Raw genomic sequence first — 13,547 nt, 5'->3', positions numbered from 1 at the left:
CTGCCTACATTTATTGTAAGGCGCAACACTCATACAATATTATTGCTTTGGGCTAACCAAATAAAAAACCCGCTTAAAGCGGGCTTTTATAAAACATCAATAAATGACATTTCAATAATTACTCAGCATCAGCAACTGGTCTGTCTAACAGCTCAACAATTGCCATAGGTGCGTTATCACCATCTCTAAATCCACATTTGATAATGCGAACATAACCACCAGGACGCTTTTCAAAACGAGGACCTAAGTCAGTGAATAATTTACCAACCGCAGATTTTGATCTCAAAATATCAAAAGCGTGACGACGGGTAGCTACTGAGTCAACTTTACTTACAGTAATTAAAGGCTCAATATAACGTCGTAAATCTTTAGCTTTAGGCAGAGTTGTTTTAATAATCTCATGCTCAATTAAAGAATTACACATATTTGAGAACATCGCCTTACGATGACTACTTGTACGGCCAAAATTACGGCCAGAATTACGATGACGCATAACAAAAACTCCTAAACATTACTCGCCAAGACTTGCTGGCGGCCAATTCTCAAGTTTCATACCCAGCGATAATGAACGTGAAGCTAAAACGTCCTTAATTTCAGTTAAAGATTTCTTACCTAGATTAGGAGTCTTTAATAATTCATTTTCAGTACGTTGTACTAAATCGCCAATATAATGAATATTTTCTGCTTTTAAACAGTTAGCAGAACGAACAGTTAACTCTAAATCATCTACAGAACGTAATAGAATCGGATCAAAATCATTGCGTTCTTTATTGTCAGAGCGAGACTCTTCAAACTTCATATCAACGAATGCATGAAGTTGTCTCTGAAGGATGCTAGCAGAAATACGAATAGATTCTTCAGCATCAATTGTACCATTAGTTTCTAATTCAATAGTTAGCTTATCTAAGTCGGTGCGGTTTTCAACACGCGCGCTATCAACATAGTAAGCAACTTTCTTAACAGGTGAGAAACTATTGTCAATTTTAAGTTTACCAACAGATTTTCTTTCCACTTCATCATCAAAATGTCTAATGAAGGAATCAGTACTATGGAATCCAATTCCTCTTTCAACTTTCAATGTCATGTTTAATTTGCCCTTTTCGTTCAAATTAGCAATGACAAGCTCAGGGTTAACAACTTCAACGCCATGAGTCAGTTGAATATCACCTGCAGTAACTTGGCAGGGGCCTTGCTTATTAAGAGTTACTATAGCCTCTTCACCTGTTGTTAATTTAATTGCAACCAGTTTAAGGTTAAGCAGTAGATCAACAACATCTTCCTGAACACCTTCAATAGTACTGTATTCATGAAGAACACCTTCTATTGAAGCCTCAGTGATTGCGCTTCCAGGCATAGATGATAGTAATATACGTCTCAAAGCATTGCCGAGGGTATGACCAAAGCCACGCTCCAAAGGCTCTAAAACTATTTTAGCTTTATAAGGCGATTCAGCCTGAACCTTAAGAACATTAGGTGTCAGCATTTCATTGATTTCAGTATACATTCAGCTATTTCTCCGAGCTTACTTAGAGTAAAGTTCTACAACAAGGTTTACGTTGTAGTCTGAAGATAAGTCAGTTAACGTTGGTGCTGTAGAGAAAGTTCCTTTAAACGCAGAAGAATCTACAGTAATCCAATCGCATGGAGCTCGTTGTTCAGACAAAGCTAAAGCCGCTTGAATACGTGCTTGACCTTTTGCTTTTTGGCGAACAGTAATCACATCTCCAGGCTTAACTAAAAAAGACGGTACGTTAACAATTTGATCATTAACTAATATCGCTTTATGCGTAACTAATTGTCTTGCTTCAGCACGTGTGGTCGCAAAACCCATACGATAAACAACATTATCCAGACGACGTTCAAGCAGGCTCATCAGATTTTCACCTGTTGCACCTTTCATGCGCGCGGCCATTTTATAATAACCACGGAATTGCTTCTCAAGAACACCATACAGTCTTCTAATTTTTTGCTTTTCTCTAAGCTGAATTCCATAACCACTTAAACGTGGCTTCTTATCACCATGTTGTCCTGGTAATTTTTCAGATTTACATTTGGACTTATGATCACGAACGCCACTTTTCAGTAATAAATCACAACCTTCACGACGTGATAATTTACATTTTGGACCAAGATATCTAGCCATTAAATTACTCCTAAGTCTTATACACGACGTTTTTTAGGTGGCTTACACCCGTTATGAGGGATACCAGTAACATCGGTTATTTCAACGATTTTAATGTCCTGATCTATAATTTCACGAATAGTGGATTCTCTACCAGGACCAGGGCCGCGTACAAATACAGCCACAGATTTTATACCATATTCTTTTGCAGCAGCAGCAGCACGCTCAGTTGCGACTTTCGCAGCATAAGGTGTACTCTTTCTTGAGCCTCTAAAGCCAGAACCACCTGCTGTTGCCCAACTTAATGCATTACCTTGTCGATCAGTAAAGGTAACAATTGTATTGTTAAAAGACGCATGAATGTGAACGATACCGTCAGAAACGACACGCTTTGCCTTTTTACGTACTTTCTGTTGCTTTGACTTAGTTATTGCCATCTTACTTTCCTACATGAAAAATCAATTAGTAGTGCCTTTTCTGCGACCTTTTCGAGTACGAGCATTAGTTTTCGTACGTTGTCCTCGCAAGGGCAAGCCTCTTCTATGTCTTAACCCACGATAACATCCAAGATCCATAAGGCGCTTAATGTTCATTGTCACAACACGGCGCAAATCACCTTCTACAGTAATTTTAGCGATTTCAGTTCTCAAAGACTCTAACTGAGCATCTGATAACTGTGAAACTTTAGTTGAAGGTTCGATACCTACTGTGGAACATAATTTTAAGGATGTAGTTTTACCGATACCATATATAGCTGTTAAAGCAATCACAACATGCTTGTGATCAGGTATGTTTACTCCTGCAATACGAGCCATTAACTTCTCCGAACGTTATTTTGTTCTGTCGAAAGGGACAGAAGAATACTATTTTTATAAAAATAAATCAAGCAGTTCTTAACCCTGCTTTTGCTTATGTCGGGCATCTTTACAAATTACTCGTATAATGCCACTTCTTTTAATAATTTTGCAATTGCGACAAATGCGCTTTACAGATGCTCTTACTTTCATTCCAAACTCCGATAAAAATCATAGTAGACCAGGTAACTTAGTACCTTTAAAATTAGCCTTTTTCATTAAAGAATCATATTGCTGTGTCATTAAGTGGGCTTGTATTTGTGCTACAAAATCCATAATAACAACTACGATAATCAGCAAGGATGTTCCTCCAAAATAAAAAGGGACATGCCACGTATACATTAAAATCTGAGGCAACAAACACACTAAAACTAAATAGATGGCACCGATTAAGGTCAAACGAGTCATCACTGAATCGATGTATTTAGTTGTTTGCTCACCGGGTCTAATTCCTGGGATATAAGCACCAGATTTCTTTAGGTTTTCTGCAGTATCTTTGGGGTTAAAAACAAGAGCTGCATAAAAGAACGCAAAAAACAAAATAGCAATTGCATAAACAATTAAGTACAAAGGCTGGCCGGGTGATAAAGCCATCCCAACATCAGATAACCATCCCAAACCTTTGGTATGGGAAAAGAACTGAGCTAGTGTTGCTGGTAGTAAGATAATGCTAGATGCAAAAATTGGAGGAATTACACCAGACATATTTATCTTTAATGGTAAATGGCTTGTTTGAGCCGCATATACCTTTCTACCTTGCGTCCTTTGTGCATAGTTAACTCTAATTCGTCTTTGAGCTCGTTCCATGAACACCACAAAGCCTGTTACGACAACTACAATTACAGCAACAACAATTAAGGTCAGAGCCTGCATTTGCCCTTCTTTTACTTGTTGAAGAACAGAAGCTATTGCCGTGGGCATACTGGAAACAATCCCTGAGAAAATAATCAAAGAGATACCGTTACCAACACCCTTCTCTGTAATTTGCTCACCTAACCACATTAAGAACATGGTACCTGTGACCAAAGTAACTACTGCTGTAAAATAAAATGAAGCATCAGGTTGTAATGCAATTTGCTGCCCTGCTAACCACCGCGCCATACCTAAGGACTGGAATATAGACAGTACCAAAGTTAAATATCGTGTGTATTGATTTATCTTTCTACGTCCAGACTCACCTTCTTTCTTTAATTGTTCCAGCTTAGGTGAAACTACAGAAAAAAGTTGAATAATAATGGAGGCGGAAATGTACGGCATAATACCGATAGCAAATACGGTTACACGCGATAAAGCGCCACCAGAAAACATATTAAACAAGCCAAAGATTGTATTTTGTTGCTCATTAAAGAAATTAGCTAAACGAGCCGGATCCAAACCAGGAACTGGAATGTGGGCGCCTAAACGATAAACTAATATTCCAAGAATAACAAACATTAATCTTGATTTAAGTTCAGCCAATCCACCACGAGATTGGCTACCATTATGTTTTTGGTTTTTCATAGTCACTCTTCTATGCTGCCACCTAGACCTTCAATGGCTGAACGAGCGCCTTTAGTGACCCTTAAACCTTTCAGTTTGATGGCTTTAGTTAATTCACCGGATAAAATAACCTTTACATCTTTAATTGAACTATTAATCAGTCCCTCTTTACGTAAGACTTCTAAGTCAATTACATCAGCGGTTAACTTTTCAAGTTCACTTAAACATACTTGATCAACTGTTCTGCCAACACGAGATTTAAAGCCCATTTTTGGCAAACGTCTTTGAATTGGCATTTGACCGCCTTCAAAGTTAATTTTATGAAATCCGCCTGCTCTAGCTTTTTGACCCTTGTGACCTTTACCACTAGTTTTACCTAGTCCTGATCCAATACCACGGCCTAGACGTTTTTTAGGACGTCGAGAACCTGGATCTGGTGATAGTGAATTTAAATTCATTACACACTCTCCTCAACGAGCAATAAGTAATCGACCATATTAATAAGGCCACGAATTGCTGGAGTATCATTATGAAACACACATGAGTTAGTTTTACCTAAACCCAATTGCTTTACAATCGAAATATGCTTTGGTTTTCTACCTATTGTACTTTTAACCAAAGTAATTTTAAGTTTCTTTTCCATAATTAGCCCGCCATAACTTCTTCAACAGTTTTACCACGCTTGGCCGCAACGTAATCTGGAGTACCGATGTTCATTAAAGCACCGATTGTTGCACGTACAATATTGCTTGGATTAGTAGAACCAATGCTCTTAGCTAATATATTTTGCACGCCGAGAACTTCCAGCACCGCACGCATTGCACCACCAGCAATAATTCCAGTACCCTCGCTAGCTGGCTTCATGAATACTTTAGAAGCACCATAGCTCCAGGTAATTTCGTGGAAAATAGTTGAACCAGAAAGTGGAATGTAGACCATATTTTTCTTGGCTTGCTCCATTGCTTTTTGAATTGCAATAGGTACTTCACGAGCTTTACCACGGCCAAAGCCTACTCTACCTTTTCCGTCGCCAACAACAACGAGAACTGCAAAGCCAAATACGCGTCCACCTTTAACAACTTTTGCTGTACGGTTTACCGCGACTAGCTTCTCTGTATAACCATCTGATTTTGGTGATTCTTCGAATGCCATAATCGTTCCTTAAAAATCTAACCCAGCTTCGCGAGCACCTTCTGCAAGGGCTTTCACTCGGCCATGATACTTGTAACCAGCACGATCAAATGCAACCTGAGTAACACCTTTTTCGCTAGCACGCTTGCCAAGTAACTTACCTACTAAGCCTGCTTGCTCTACTTTGCATTTGCCGGTCAAACTGGCTCTTAATTCTTTATCGACAGTTGAACAAGATGCCAACACTCTATCGCCTTGCTTATCAGCTTGGATAATTTGGGAATAGATATGCACACCACTTCTATGTACAACTAAACGTGCTCTGCCTGACTTACGGATCAGGGCTTTTGTTTTTAAACCACGTCTTGTGCGTGAGTTCTGCTTATTCATAACTTAGACCCTATTTCTTCTTCGCTTCTTTACGAGCAATTTGCTCACCGGCATATTTAACACCTTTACCTTTATATGGCTCTGGTGGTCTAAATGCTCTAATTTCAGAAGCAACCTGTCCGAGAATTTGCTTATCAACACCTTTAAGTAAAATAACTGTATTACTAGGAGTCTCAGCTGAAACACCTGCAGGTAATTCATACTCAATAGGGTGAGAAAAGCCTAGAGATAAAGTAATAGACTTATCTTTAGCTTGCGCTCTGTAACCTACACCTACTAATTCCAGAGTTACGACAAAACCTTGCGTAACACCGTGAACCATATTATTTACTAAGGCTCTAGCAGTACCAGCTTGTGCCCATGCTTTAGGATCATTTGCTGCTGGTGCAAACTCGATATGGTTATCTTCATTTTTAGTAATTTTCACTAACTTATTAATTTTTTGTGTTAGTGAGCCTTTTGGCCCTTTTACCGTAACTTCACCAGCGGTAATTGTTACTTCAACACCAGCTGGTTGTGCTACAGGGGCTTTTGCTACTCTAGACATATCATTCCCCTCAAGTATTAAGCCACTTCACAAATGACTTCGCCACCAACGCCTTTCAGCTTCGCAGATACATGAGTCATTATGCCTTTAGATGTGGATAATATTGCCACGCCAAATCCAGGAATCGAAGTTAGATCTTTATAAGATTTATATACTCGTAATCCGGGTCTACTGATTCTTTTAATAAGTTCGATAACTGGCTTACCATGGTAATACTTCAGTTTAATCGTCATTATTTTAAGATTGTTCTCTAGTGCTTCTACAAAGAAATCTTGAATATAACCTTCTTCTTTCAAAACACGAGCAATTTCTTCTTTCAATCGAGAAGAAGTTAATGTTACTTGCTGATGTCTAGCCTGTTGACCATTTCTAATTCTGGTCAGCATATCAGCAACAGGATCATGCATACTCACAATCGTTCTCCAAAAAATTTACCAACTGGACTTTCTGCCGCCTGGTACGTTGCCAACCATTAATTGCTGTCTTAAACAAATTCTGCAAAGACCGAACTTACGATATACCCCATGTGGACGACCACATGATTGACATCTTTTTTTATGGCGAACAGGGTTAGAATTAACAGGTAATTTTGCTAATTTCGCCTGACTATCCATAATCACCTGAAAATCATCAGATGATTTGATCAGGATTTTCAATTCGTTTCTGCGCTGGCTGTATTTGTTTACAAGCTTGGCACGCTTTAACTCTCGCATAAGCATTGATTTCTTAGCCACAATATCACCCTTCTATTTTTTGTCTCTATCTTTCAATGGAAGATTAAACGCTTCTAATAAAGCTTTAGCTTCTTCGTTTGTTTTAGCAGTTGTGGTGATACAAATATCTAACCCACGAATGCCATCTGTTTTATCGTAATCAATTTCAGGGAATACGATTTGCTCATTTAATCCCATACTGTAGTTACCAGTACCATCAAAAGACTTAGGATTTAGGCCACGAAAATCTCTTACACGAGGTAGAGTAATAGAAACTAAACGATCTAAAAACTCATACATATGTTGACGACGAAGCGTAACTTTGCATCCGATCGGCCAACCTTCTCTGATTTTGAAACCAGCTATAGATTTTCTAGCTTTAGTAACAACAGGCTTTTGTCCAGCAATTAAAGTCATGTCTTCGATTGCGTGGTTCATTACTTTTTTATCACCAACAGCTTCGCCAACACCCATATTTAAGGTGATTTTAACAAGCTTTGGAACTTCCATAACACTGGAATAATTAAACCGCTTCATCATCATAGGGATGATTTCTTTTTTATAAAAATCATTAAGTCTTGTCATTTCAATCCCCTAGTTAAACACGGTCAATTATTTCATTGTCAGATTTAAAGTATCTAACCTTAGTACTGATGCCGTTGCTTTCAATAAATTTAAAGCCAACTTTATCAGCTTTCTTAGTGTTAGGATTATAATGAGCAACATTTGATACATGTAGTGCAGCTTCAGTAGCCACAATACCGCCTTTATTTTCGGGTTTTTGTGGATTAGCTTTAACATGCTTCATAACCATGTTTCCGCCTTCTACAACAACACGATCTTCTGCCACTCGTAGGACTTTACCTACATGACCTTTACTTTTACCGGCGATTATAATAACTATGTCGCCTGTCTTAATACGTTTCATATCTAATCCTTCTCACAAAACTTCTGCAGCCAGAGATATTATTTTCATAAATCTCTCTCGTAGCTCGCGAGTAACGGGGCCAAATATACGAGTACCAATTGGCTCGTTTTGGTTGTTTAAAAGTACTGCAGCGTTGCCATCGAAACGGATCAACGAACCGTCATCTCTGCGCACACCTTGAGCTGTTCTAACAACAACAGCCTTCATTACAGCACCCTTTTTTACTTTACTTCTTGGTATTGCGTCTTTAACACTCACTTTGATTACATCACCAACACGCGCGTAGCGTCTGTGCGATCCACCAAGTACCTTAATACACATTACCTTACGTGCTCCGCTGTTATCAGCCACTTCGAGCACAGTCTGCATTTGGATCATTTTATTACTCCAGCTCTGATTTAGACCAGAAAAAGGTTGCTGATTATATCAGGCCTTTTAGGGTTTTAAAAGTATATCAACGAAGTTGATTAAGAAATTACTTCAACTAATACCCAGCTTTTTGTTTTAGAGAGTGGTCTTGACTCACGGATCTTCACAATATTTCCAATTTGACATACTTGATTTTCATCATGAGCATGCACTTTGGATCTACGCTTCATAATTTTGCCATACTTAGGATGCTTTACTGAACGCTCAATCATCACAACTATAGTTTTATCCATTTTGTCGCTAACTACTTTTCCAACCATTGTTCTGGCGTTTGATTCATTAGTAGACATATTACTTACCTGCCTTTTCAGTCAAAATTGTTTTAACTTTGGCTACTGACTTACGCACCATAGTAATAAGGTGGGTTTTATCTAGTGAACCACTTGCCTTTTTCATTCGTAAATTTAATTGTTCTTTACGTAATGAGAGCAATTCGTCATTCAATTCTTCAACTGACAAATTACGTAACTCTTGAACAGTTTTCATTACATCACCTTCCTTTCTTCAAACATAACTTTGAAAGGAAGTTTTGCTTTAGCTAGATCAAAAGCTTCCATCGCAAGCTCTCTAGATACACCTTCCATTTCAAATAAAACCTTACCAGGTTGTATTTGAGCAACCCAATATTCAACGCTACCTTTACCTTTACCTTGACGAACTTCTAAAGGCTTTTGAGTAATCGGCTTGTCTGGGAATACTCTAATCCAAATTTTACCACCACGCTTAATATGACGAGTCATTGCACGACGTGCAGCTTCGATTTGACGAGCAGTAAGACGCCCTCTTTCCAGGGCCTTCATACCGAACTCACCAAAACTTATGTTGCTACCACGTAAGGCCAAACCTCTGTTACGGCCTTTCATTTGCTTGCGGTGTTTTGTACGCTTTGGTTGTAACATGATTCTTAATCCTCAATCACTAGGCGTTGTCAGTAGATCTTTTCTTTTGTGGGAGAACTTCGCCCTTAAAGATCCAGACTTTTACACCAATAATACCGTAGGTAGTTTTAGATTCTGCTGTACCGTAATCAATATCAGCTCTGAATGTGTGTAATGGAACACGACCTTCGCGATACCATTCACTACGAGCGATTTCAGCACCACCTAATCTTCCACTCACGCAAATCTTAATACCTTTAGCACCTGCTTTAAGTGCAGATGTAACAGCACGTTTCATAGCACGACGGAACATAACACGCTGCTCTAACTGTTGTGCAATGCTTTCTGCTACTAAAGTAGAATCCAGCTCAGGCTTTTTAATTTCTTCGATGTTTAGATGTACAGGAACACCTAATTTACCAGAAATTTCATTACGCAAAGTTTCAATACCACCGCCTTTTTTACCGATGATAACACCAGGACGTGCAGTTTGAATTGTAACTACAGCATTATTAGCTGGACGCTCGATTAGAATCTTACTTACAGCAGCAGCCATAAGCTTTTTCTTGAGTTCAGCGCGTAAGTTAATATCCTGAATTAAGAACTCAGCATATCGCTTACCAGCAAACCATTTAGAATTCCAATCTTTAATAATTCCAAGGCGTATGCCTATAGGGTTAACTTTTTGTCCCATTGCTATTCCTCGTCAGACACTTTAATCGTGATATGGCAGGTGCGTTTGCAAATTCTGTTTGCACGACCTTTAGCTCTGGGACTAATGCGTTTTAAAGTAGCCGCTTCATCAACGCAGACCATACCTACTTTTAGATCATCAATATCTGCTCCATTATTGTTTTCAGCGTTAGCAAGTGCTGACTCCAATAATTTAAGCATTAATTGAGCACCTTTTTTGGGCGTGAACTTGAGGACATCAAGTGCACTTGATACTTTCATATTACGTATCATATCGGCTACCAATCTGCCCTTCTGAGCGGATAAGGGAGCACCTTTCAACTTAGCTGTAACTTCCATCATATCCTCTTACTTGCCTTTAGCCTTTCTGTCACCAGAGTGGCCTTTGAATGTACGAGTCATGGCAAACTCACCTAATTTATGACCAACCATATTGTCTGTGATAAATACAGGAATATGTTCTTTCCCGTTATGAACAGCAATTGTTAAATCAATCATTTCAGGAACGATTGTTGAACGGCGAGACCAAGTCTTAATTGGTTTCTTAGAGTTGCTTTTTACTGCAGCCATTACTTTGCTGATCAGATGTTGGTCAATAAATGGACCTTTTCTTATAGAACGAGCCACTTGATATCCTCTCTAATTATTTCTTCTTACGTCTTCTGACAATGAAGCCATCTGTACGCTTATTACTTCTGGTCTTATAACCTTTAGTAGGTACACCCCAAGGAGATACTGGGTGACGTCCACCAGAAGTACGGCCTTCACCACCACCATGTGGATGGTCAACTGGGTTCATCGCAACCCCACGTACTGTTGGACGAATACCTCTCCAACGCTTAGCACCTGCTTTACCTAATGAACGTAAGCTATGTTCACTGTTGCTTACTTCACCAATTACTGCACGGCATAATACGTGAATTTTACGCATTTCACCTGAACGCAGTCTTAAAGTTGCGTAAATACCTTCTTTAGCAACTAACTGACCACTAGCACCAGCGCTTCTTAAAATTTGCGCGCCTTTACCTGGTTTCATTTCAACGCAGTGAATTGTACTACCAACTGGCATGTTTTTCAGCGGTAAGCAGTTACCTACGCTAATAGGAGCATCTGCACCACTTACAATAACATCACCAACATTCAAGTTAGCTGGAGCAATAATATAACGTCTTTCACCGTCTTTATAAACGATTAAAGCGATTAAAGCAGTTCTGTTTGGATCATATTCGATACGCTCAACACGACCTTCAATACCATCTTTATTTCGCTTGAAATCAATTATACGGTATTGATTACGTTGGCCACCACCGATATGTCTTACAGTGATTCTACCATTGTTGTTACGTCCGCCAGTTTTCTTTAGCTTCTCAATTAAAGCAGCATGTGGACGTCCTTTATGGATGTTTTTATGAACCACACGCAATTCACCACGTTTACCGGGCGATGTTGGTTTAGATTTTAATAGTGCCATCTTAATCTGCCTTATTCGGTAGCTGTAAAGTCAATATCTTGATCAGCATGAAGAGTTACAAATGCTTTTTTCCAGTCACTACGCTTACCAGCAGTTTGCTTGAAGCGTTTTGATTTTCCCTTCACGTTGATAACAGATACATTTTTAACTTTAACGTTAAATACATGCTCTACCGCCATTTTAATTTCATTCTTAGTTGCGGTTTTCAATACTTTGAAAGTGAACTGTTTTAGCTTGTCGGCTAAAACAGTAGCTTTTTCAGAAGTATGTGGTTCACGGAGAACCATCAACAATCTTTCAGCATTCATTGTAACTGTTCCTCAATTTTTTTAATTGCAGCTTCTGTAACAACAACTTTCTCAAATTTGAGCAAAGAAACAGGATCTAAAGTCGCAACGTCACAGATATCGAAGTCAATTAAATTTCTTGACCCGAAGTATTCATTCTCACCAACTTCACTCATTACAATTAGAGCGTTGTTAATGTCCAACTGGTTCATTTTTGCAACGAAGTCTTTAGTTTTTTTACTTTCGCATTGAAAATCACTAACGACAACTAAGTTCCCAGTACGACAAAGTTCGGAGATTATACTACGTAATGCGCGTTTGTACATTTTTTTATTAATTTTTTGTGAATAATCTCGCTTTTTGGATGCGAAGGTTACCCCCCCGCTTCTCCAAATCGGGCTTCGAATCGTACCAGCACGTGCACGACCTGTACCTTTTTGGTTCCAAGGCTTTTTACCACCGCCTCTAACTTCTGAACGAGTTTTTTGTGCGCTATTACCACTACGTGCATTATTCATGTAGGTTACAACAGCTTGGTGTATTAAACCTTCATTGTATGCGTACGCAAAAACATCTTGGTTCAGATTTAATTTTGTTTTCTTATCTATAGTAGTAATTTCCATCACTCACCTCGTGCTTGCTTTTTAGCTGCAGGCTTAATCTCTACTCGTGAACCAGGAGCACCAGGAATAGCGCCTTTGATTAACAGAAGATTTCTTTCAGCATCTACGCGCACAAGTTCAAGGCTTTGAACTGTACAACGAACATTACCCATATGGCCTGCCATTTTCTTACCTTTGAACACGCGGCCTGGAGTTTGGTTTTGACCAATAGAACCAGGAACACGATGCGATCTAGAGTTACCATGAGTAGCATCTTGTGTTCTGAAGTTGTAACGTTTAACAGTACCGGCAAAACCTTTACCTTTAGAAGTACCTGAAACGTCTACAAATTGTCCTGCTGTAAAAATATCAGCAACAGACAGTACTTGACCTGAAGTAAATTGATCTTCAGCGTCGATTCTAAACTCAACTTGCATATCGCCAGCTTCAACTTGAGCTTTAGCAAAATGGCCTGTTTGAGCTTTATTTACTTTACTCGCCTTTTTAGAACCACCAGTTAATTGAATAGCTGAGTAGCCATCAACGTCATTGGTTTTAATTTGAGTAACTCTATTAGGGTGAACTTCAACAACAGAAACAGGTACTGAAACCCCTTCTGGTGTGAAGACCCGAGTCATACCGATTTTACGGCCTAATAAACCGATCATCATTGTAACACCTCTTTAATATCCTTCACCCTAACAATTAGTCATCAAGGCTTATCTGAACATCAACCCCAGCAGCCAGATCCAATTTCATCAAAGCATCTACTGTCTTTTCAGTCGGATGAACGATAACGACCAGGCGTTTATGAGTACGTAATTCATATTGATCTCGCGCATCTTTGTTGACATGCGGAGAAATCAATACGGTGAATTTTTCCTTACGAATTGGTAAGGGTATTGGTCCTCGGATTTGAGCACCAGTACGCTTAGCTGTCTCCACGATTTCTCGAGTTGATAAGTCAATCAACCGATGATCAAAGGATTTTAATCTAATTTTTATATTTTGATTGTTACTCAT

At 39.0% G+C, this 13,547-nt stretch carries 28 protein-coding genes; all 28 read right to left on the bottom strand.

Annotated elements, in window-relative coordinates:
• Positions 1–118: 118 nt before the first annotated feature.
• Entirely contained in the window at positions 119–493 is a 375-nt protein-coding gene (rplQ, locus tag BN3124_RS01140) for a 50S ribosomal protein L17 (RefSeq protein WP_058533027.1), read from the bottom strand.
• Between the two features lie 18 nt (positions 494–511).
• Positions 512–1,504, bottom strand: coding sequence for a DNA-directed RNA polymerase subunit alpha (locus tag BN3124_RS01135; protein ID WP_058533026.1), 993 nt, complete (start codon positions 1,502–1,504; stop codon positions 512–514).
• Positions 1,505–1,522: 18 nt separating this feature from the next.
• Entirely contained in the window at positions 1,523–2,143 is a 621-nt protein-coding gene (gene rpsD / locus BN3124_RS01130; RefSeq protein WP_058533025.1) for a 30S ribosomal protein S4, read from the bottom strand.
• Between the two features lie 17 nt (positions 2,144–2,160).
• Positions 2,161–2,559 carry a 30S ribosomal protein S11 gene (rpsK, locus tag BN3124_RS01125; RefSeq protein WP_058533024.1) on the bottom strand — a complete coding sequence of 133 codons (399 nt, stop codon included), beginning with the start codon at positions 2,557–2,559 and terminating at the stop codon, positions 2,161–2,163.
• 21 nt (positions 2,560–2,580) lie between these two features.
• Positions 2,581–2,937 (bottom strand): 30S ribosomal protein S13, encoded by a 357-nt coding sequence (gene rpsM / locus BN3124_RS01120; RefSeq protein ID WP_058533023.1) that lies wholly within the window; start codon positions 2,935–2,937, stop codon positions 2,581–2,583.
• 78 nt (positions 2,938–3,015) lie between these two features.
• Positions 3,016–3,129 (bottom strand): 50S ribosomal protein L36, encoded by a 114-nt coding sequence (gene rpmJ, locus BN3124_RS16600; RefSeq protein WP_078061441.1) that lies wholly within the window; start codon positions 3,127–3,129, stop codon positions 3,016–3,018.
• Positions 3,130–3,147: 18 nt separating this feature from the next.
• The gene (gene secY / locus BN3124_RS01115; RefSeq protein ID WP_058533022.1) at positions 3,148–4,476 is read right to left on the bottom strand and encodes a preprotein translocase subunit SecY; all 1,329 of its coding nucleotides are present in this window, start codon (positions 4,474–4,476) and stop codon (positions 3,148–3,150) included.
• Positions 4,477–4,478: 2 nt separating this feature from the next.
• The gene (gene rplO, locus BN3124_RS01110) at positions 4,479–4,913 is read right to left on the bottom strand and encodes a 50S ribosomal protein L15 (RefSeq protein WP_058533021.1); all 435 of its coding nucleotides are present in this window, start codon (positions 4,911–4,913) and stop codon (positions 4,479–4,481) included.
• Entirely contained in the window at positions 4,913–5,098 is a 186-nt protein-coding gene (gene rpmD / locus BN3124_RS01105; protein ID WP_058533020.1) for a 50S ribosomal protein L30, read from the bottom strand. The genes rplO and rpmD overlap by 1 nt, the downstream gene beginning before the upstream one ends.
• Before the next feature lie 2 nt (positions 5,099–5,100).
• The gene (gene rpsE, locus BN3124_RS01100; protein WP_058533019.1) at positions 5,101–5,607 is read right to left on the bottom strand and encodes a 30S ribosomal protein S5; all 507 of its coding nucleotides are present in this window, start codon (positions 5,605–5,607) and stop codon (positions 5,101–5,103) included.
• Between the two features lie 9 nt (positions 5,608–5,616).
• Positions 5,617–5,976 (bottom strand): 50S ribosomal protein L18, encoded by a 360-nt coding sequence (gene rplR, locus BN3124_RS01095; protein ID WP_058533018.1) that lies wholly within the window; start codon positions 5,974–5,976, stop codon positions 5,617–5,619.
• Positions 5,977–5,986: 10 nt separating this feature from the next.
• Positions 5,987–6,523, bottom strand: a complete 537-nt coding sequence (rplF, locus tag BN3124_RS01090) for a 50S ribosomal protein L6 (RefSeq protein ID WP_058533017.1) — start codon at positions 6,521–6,523, stop codon at positions 5,987–5,989.
• 17 nt (positions 6,524–6,540) lie between these two features.
• Positions 6,541–6,930, bottom strand: a complete 390-nt coding sequence (gene rpsH / locus BN3124_RS01085) for a 30S ribosomal protein S8 (protein WP_428410730.1) — start codon at positions 6,928–6,930, stop codon at positions 6,541–6,543.
• 24 nt (positions 6,931–6,954) lie between these two features.
• Positions 6,955–7,257 (bottom strand): 30S ribosomal protein S14, encoded by a 303-nt coding sequence (rpsN, locus tag BN3124_RS01080; protein ID WP_058533015.1) that lies wholly within the window; start codon positions 7,255–7,257, stop codon positions 6,955–6,957.
• Between the two features lie 12 nt (positions 7,258–7,269).
• Entirely contained in the window at positions 7,270–7,821 is a 552-nt protein-coding gene (gene rplE / locus BN3124_RS01075) for a 50S ribosomal protein L5 (RefSeq protein WP_058533014.1), read from the bottom strand.
• Between the two features lie 13 nt (positions 7,822–7,834).
• On the bottom strand, positions 7,835–8,164 hold the full coding sequence (gene rplX, locus BN3124_RS01070) for a 50S ribosomal protein L24 (protein WP_058533013.1): 330 nt from the start codon (positions 8,162–8,164) through the stop codon (positions 7,835–7,837).
• 12 nt (positions 8,165–8,176) lie between these two features.
• Positions 8,177–8,542 (bottom strand): 50S ribosomal protein L14, encoded by a 366-nt coding sequence (gene rplN, locus BN3124_RS01065; protein WP_058533012.1) that lies wholly within the window; start codon positions 8,540–8,542, stop codon positions 8,177–8,179.
• Positions 8,543–8,631: 89 nt separating this feature from the next.
• Complete coding sequence (gene rpsQ / locus BN3124_RS01060; RefSeq protein ID WP_058533011.1) at positions 8,632–8,883, bottom strand: 30S ribosomal protein S17; 252 nt, start codon at positions 8,881–8,883, stop codon at positions 8,632–8,634.
• 1 nt (position 8,884) lies between these two features.
• Complete coding sequence (gene rpmC / locus BN3124_RS01055; protein ID WP_058533010.1) at positions 8,885–9,079, bottom strand: 50S ribosomal protein L29; 195 nt, start codon at positions 9,077–9,079, stop codon at positions 8,885–8,887.
• Positions 9,079–9,492, bottom strand: a complete 414-nt coding sequence (gene rplP / locus BN3124_RS01050) for a 50S ribosomal protein L16 (protein ID WP_058533009.1) — start codon at positions 9,490–9,492, stop codon at positions 9,079–9,081. The genes rpmC and rplP overlap by 1 nt, the downstream gene beginning before the upstream one ends.
• Before the next feature lie 19 nt (positions 9,493–9,511).
• Complete coding sequence (gene rpsC, locus BN3124_RS01045) at positions 9,512–10,165, bottom strand: 30S ribosomal protein S3 (RefSeq protein WP_058533008.1); 654 nt, start codon at positions 10,163–10,165, stop codon at positions 9,512–9,514.
• A 2-nt stretch (positions 10,166–10,167) separates the two neighbouring features.
• The gene (rplV, locus tag BN3124_RS01040) at positions 10,168–10,503 is read right to left on the bottom strand and encodes a 50S ribosomal protein L22 (protein WP_058533007.1); all 336 of its coding nucleotides are present in this window, start codon (positions 10,501–10,503) and stop codon (positions 10,168–10,170) included.
• Positions 10,504–10,512: 9 nt separating this feature from the next.
• Complete coding sequence (gene rpsS / locus BN3124_RS01035; RefSeq protein ID WP_058533006.1) at positions 10,513–10,791, bottom strand: 30S ribosomal protein S19; 279 nt, start codon at positions 10,789–10,791, stop codon at positions 10,513–10,515.
• Between the two features lie 16 nt (positions 10,792–10,807).
• On the bottom strand, positions 10,808–11,635 hold the full coding sequence (rplB, locus tag BN3124_RS01030; RefSeq protein WP_058533005.1) for a 50S ribosomal protein L2: 828 nt from the start codon (positions 11,633–11,635) through the stop codon (positions 10,808–10,810).
• 11 nt (positions 11,636–11,646) lie between these two features.
• Positions 11,647–11,943 carry a 50S ribosomal protein L23 gene (gene rplW, locus BN3124_RS01025; protein WP_058533004.1) on the bottom strand — a complete coding sequence of 99 codons (297 nt, stop codon included), beginning with the start codon at positions 11,941–11,943 and terminating at the stop codon, positions 11,647–11,649.
• Entirely contained in the window at positions 11,940–12,545 is a 606-nt protein-coding gene (gene rplD, locus BN3124_RS01020; protein WP_058533003.1) for a 50S ribosomal protein L4, read from the bottom strand. Before rplD ends, rplW begins: the two co-directional genes overlap by 4 nt.
• Positions 12,545–13,195: a 50S ribosomal protein L3 gene (gene rplC / locus BN3124_RS01015; RefSeq protein ID WP_058533002.1), complete on the bottom strand. Its 651-nt coding sequence runs from the start codon at positions 13,193–13,195 to the stop codon at positions 12,545–12,547. Before rplC ends, rplD begins: the two co-directional genes overlap by 1 nt.
• Positions 13,196–13,229: 34 nt before the next feature.
• On the bottom strand, positions 13,230–13,547 hold the full coding sequence (gene rpsJ, locus BN3124_RS01010) for a 30S ribosomal protein S10 (protein ID WP_058533001.1): 318 nt from the start codon (positions 13,545–13,547) through the stop codon (positions 13,230–13,232).

The sequence above is a fragment of the Legionella saoudiensis genome (assembly GCF_001465875.1).
GTDB lineage: Bacteria > Pseudomonadota > Gammaproteobacteria > Legionellales > Legionellaceae > Legionella > Legionella saoudiensis.
The sequence above is the reverse complement of the archived record's forward strand: the minus strand, read 5'-3'. Positions and strand labels throughout refer to the sequence as shown.

Bases quoted from the DNA above. Each gene is read 5' to 3' on its own strand.
- rplD (WP_058533003.1), bottom strand. From the start codon at position 12,545: ATGGAAATTACTACTATAGATAAGAAAACAAAATTAAATCTGAACCAA.
- rplV (WP_058533007.1), bottom strand. From the start codon at position 10,503: ATGGAAGTTACAGCTAAGTTGAAAGGTGCTCCCTTATCCGCTCAGAAG.
- rplE (WP_058533014.1), bottom strand. From the start codon at position 7,821: ATGACAAGACTTAATGATTTTTATAAAAAAGAAATCATCCCTATGATG.
- rplO (WP_058533021.1), bottom strand. From the start codon at position 4,913: ATGAATTTAAATTCACTATCACCAGATCCAGGTTCTCGACGTCCTAAA.
- rplR (WP_058533018.1), bottom strand. From the start codon at position 5,976: ATGAATAAGCAGAACTCACGCACAAGACGTGGTTTAAAAACAAAAGCC.
- rplX (WP_058533013.1), bottom strand. From the start codon at position 8,164: ATGAAACGTATTAAGACAGGCGACATAGTTATTATAATCGCCGGTAAA.
- rplB (WP_058533005.1), bottom strand. From the start codon at position 11,635: ATGGCACTATTAAAATCTAAACCAACATCGCCCGGTAAACGTGGTGAA.
- rpmD (WP_058533020.1), bottom strand. From the start codon at position 5,098: ATGGAAAAGAAACTTAAAATTACTTTGGTTAAAAGTACAATAGGTAGA.
- rplW (WP_058533004.1), bottom strand. From the start codon at position 11,943: ATGAATGCTGAAAGATTGTTGATGGTTCTCCGTGAACCACATACTTCT.
- rpmJ (WP_078061441.1), bottom strand. From the start codon at position 3,129: ATGAAAGTAAGAGCATCTGTAAAGCGCATTTGTCGCAATTGCAAAATT.
- rpsE (WP_058533019.1), bottom strand. From the start codon at position 5,607: ATGGCATTCGAAGAATCACCAAAATCAGATGGTTATACAGAGAAGCTA.
- rplP (WP_058533009.1), bottom strand. From the start codon at position 9,492: ATGTTACAACCAAAGCGTACAAAACACCGCAAGCAAATGAAAGGCCGT.
- rpmC (WP_058533010.1), bottom strand. From the start codon at position 9,079: ATGAAAACTGTTCAAGAGTTACGTAATTTGTCAGTTGAAGAATTGAAT.
- rplF (WP_058533017.1), bottom strand. From the start codon at position 6,523: ATGTCTAGAGTAGCAAAAGCCCCTGTAGCACAACCAGCTGGTGTTGAA.
- rpsK (WP_058533024.1), bottom strand. From the start codon at position 2,559: ATGGCAATAACTAAGTCAAAGCAACAGAAAGTACGTAAAAAGGCAAAG.
- rpsM (WP_058533023.1), bottom strand. From the start codon at position 2,937: ATGGCTCGTATTGCAGGAGTAAACATACCTGATCACAAGCATGTTGTG.
- rpsC (WP_058533008.1), bottom strand. From the start codon at position 10,165: ATGGGACAAAAAGTTAACCCTATAGGCATACGCCTTGGAATTATTAAA.
- rpsQ (WP_058533011.1), bottom strand. From the start codon at position 8,883: ATGTCTACTAATGAATCAAACGCCAGAACAATGGTTGGAAAAGTAGTT.
- rpsD (WP_058533025.1), bottom strand. From the start codon at position 2,143: ATGGCTAGATATCTTGGTCCAAAATGTAAATTATCACGTCGTGAAGGT.
- rplQ (WP_058533027.1), bottom strand. From the start codon at position 493: ATGCGTCATCGTAATTCTGGCCGTAATTTTGGCCGTACAAGTAGTCAT.
- rpsH (WP_428410730.1), bottom strand. From the start codon at position 6,930: ATGCATGATCCTGTTGCTGATATGCTGACCAGAATTAGAAATGGTCAA.
- BN3124_RS01135 (WP_058533026.1), bottom strand. From the start codon at position 1,504: ATGTATACTGAAATCAATGAAATGCTGACACCTAATGTTCTTAAGGTT.
- secY (WP_058533022.1), bottom strand. From the start codon at position 4,476: ATGAAAAACCAAAAACATAATGGTAGCCAATCTCGTGGTGGATTGGCT.
- rplC (WP_058533002.1), bottom strand. From the start codon at position 13,195: ATGATGATCGGTTTATTAGGCCGTAAAATCGGTATGACTCGGGTCTTC.
- rplN (WP_058533012.1), bottom strand. From the start codon at position 8,542: ATGATCCAAATGCAGACTGTGCTCGAAGTGGCTGATAACAGCGGAGCA.
- rpsJ (WP_058533001.1), bottom strand. From the start codon at position 13,547: ATGAGTAACAATCAAAATATAAAAATTAGATTAAAATCCTTTGATCAT.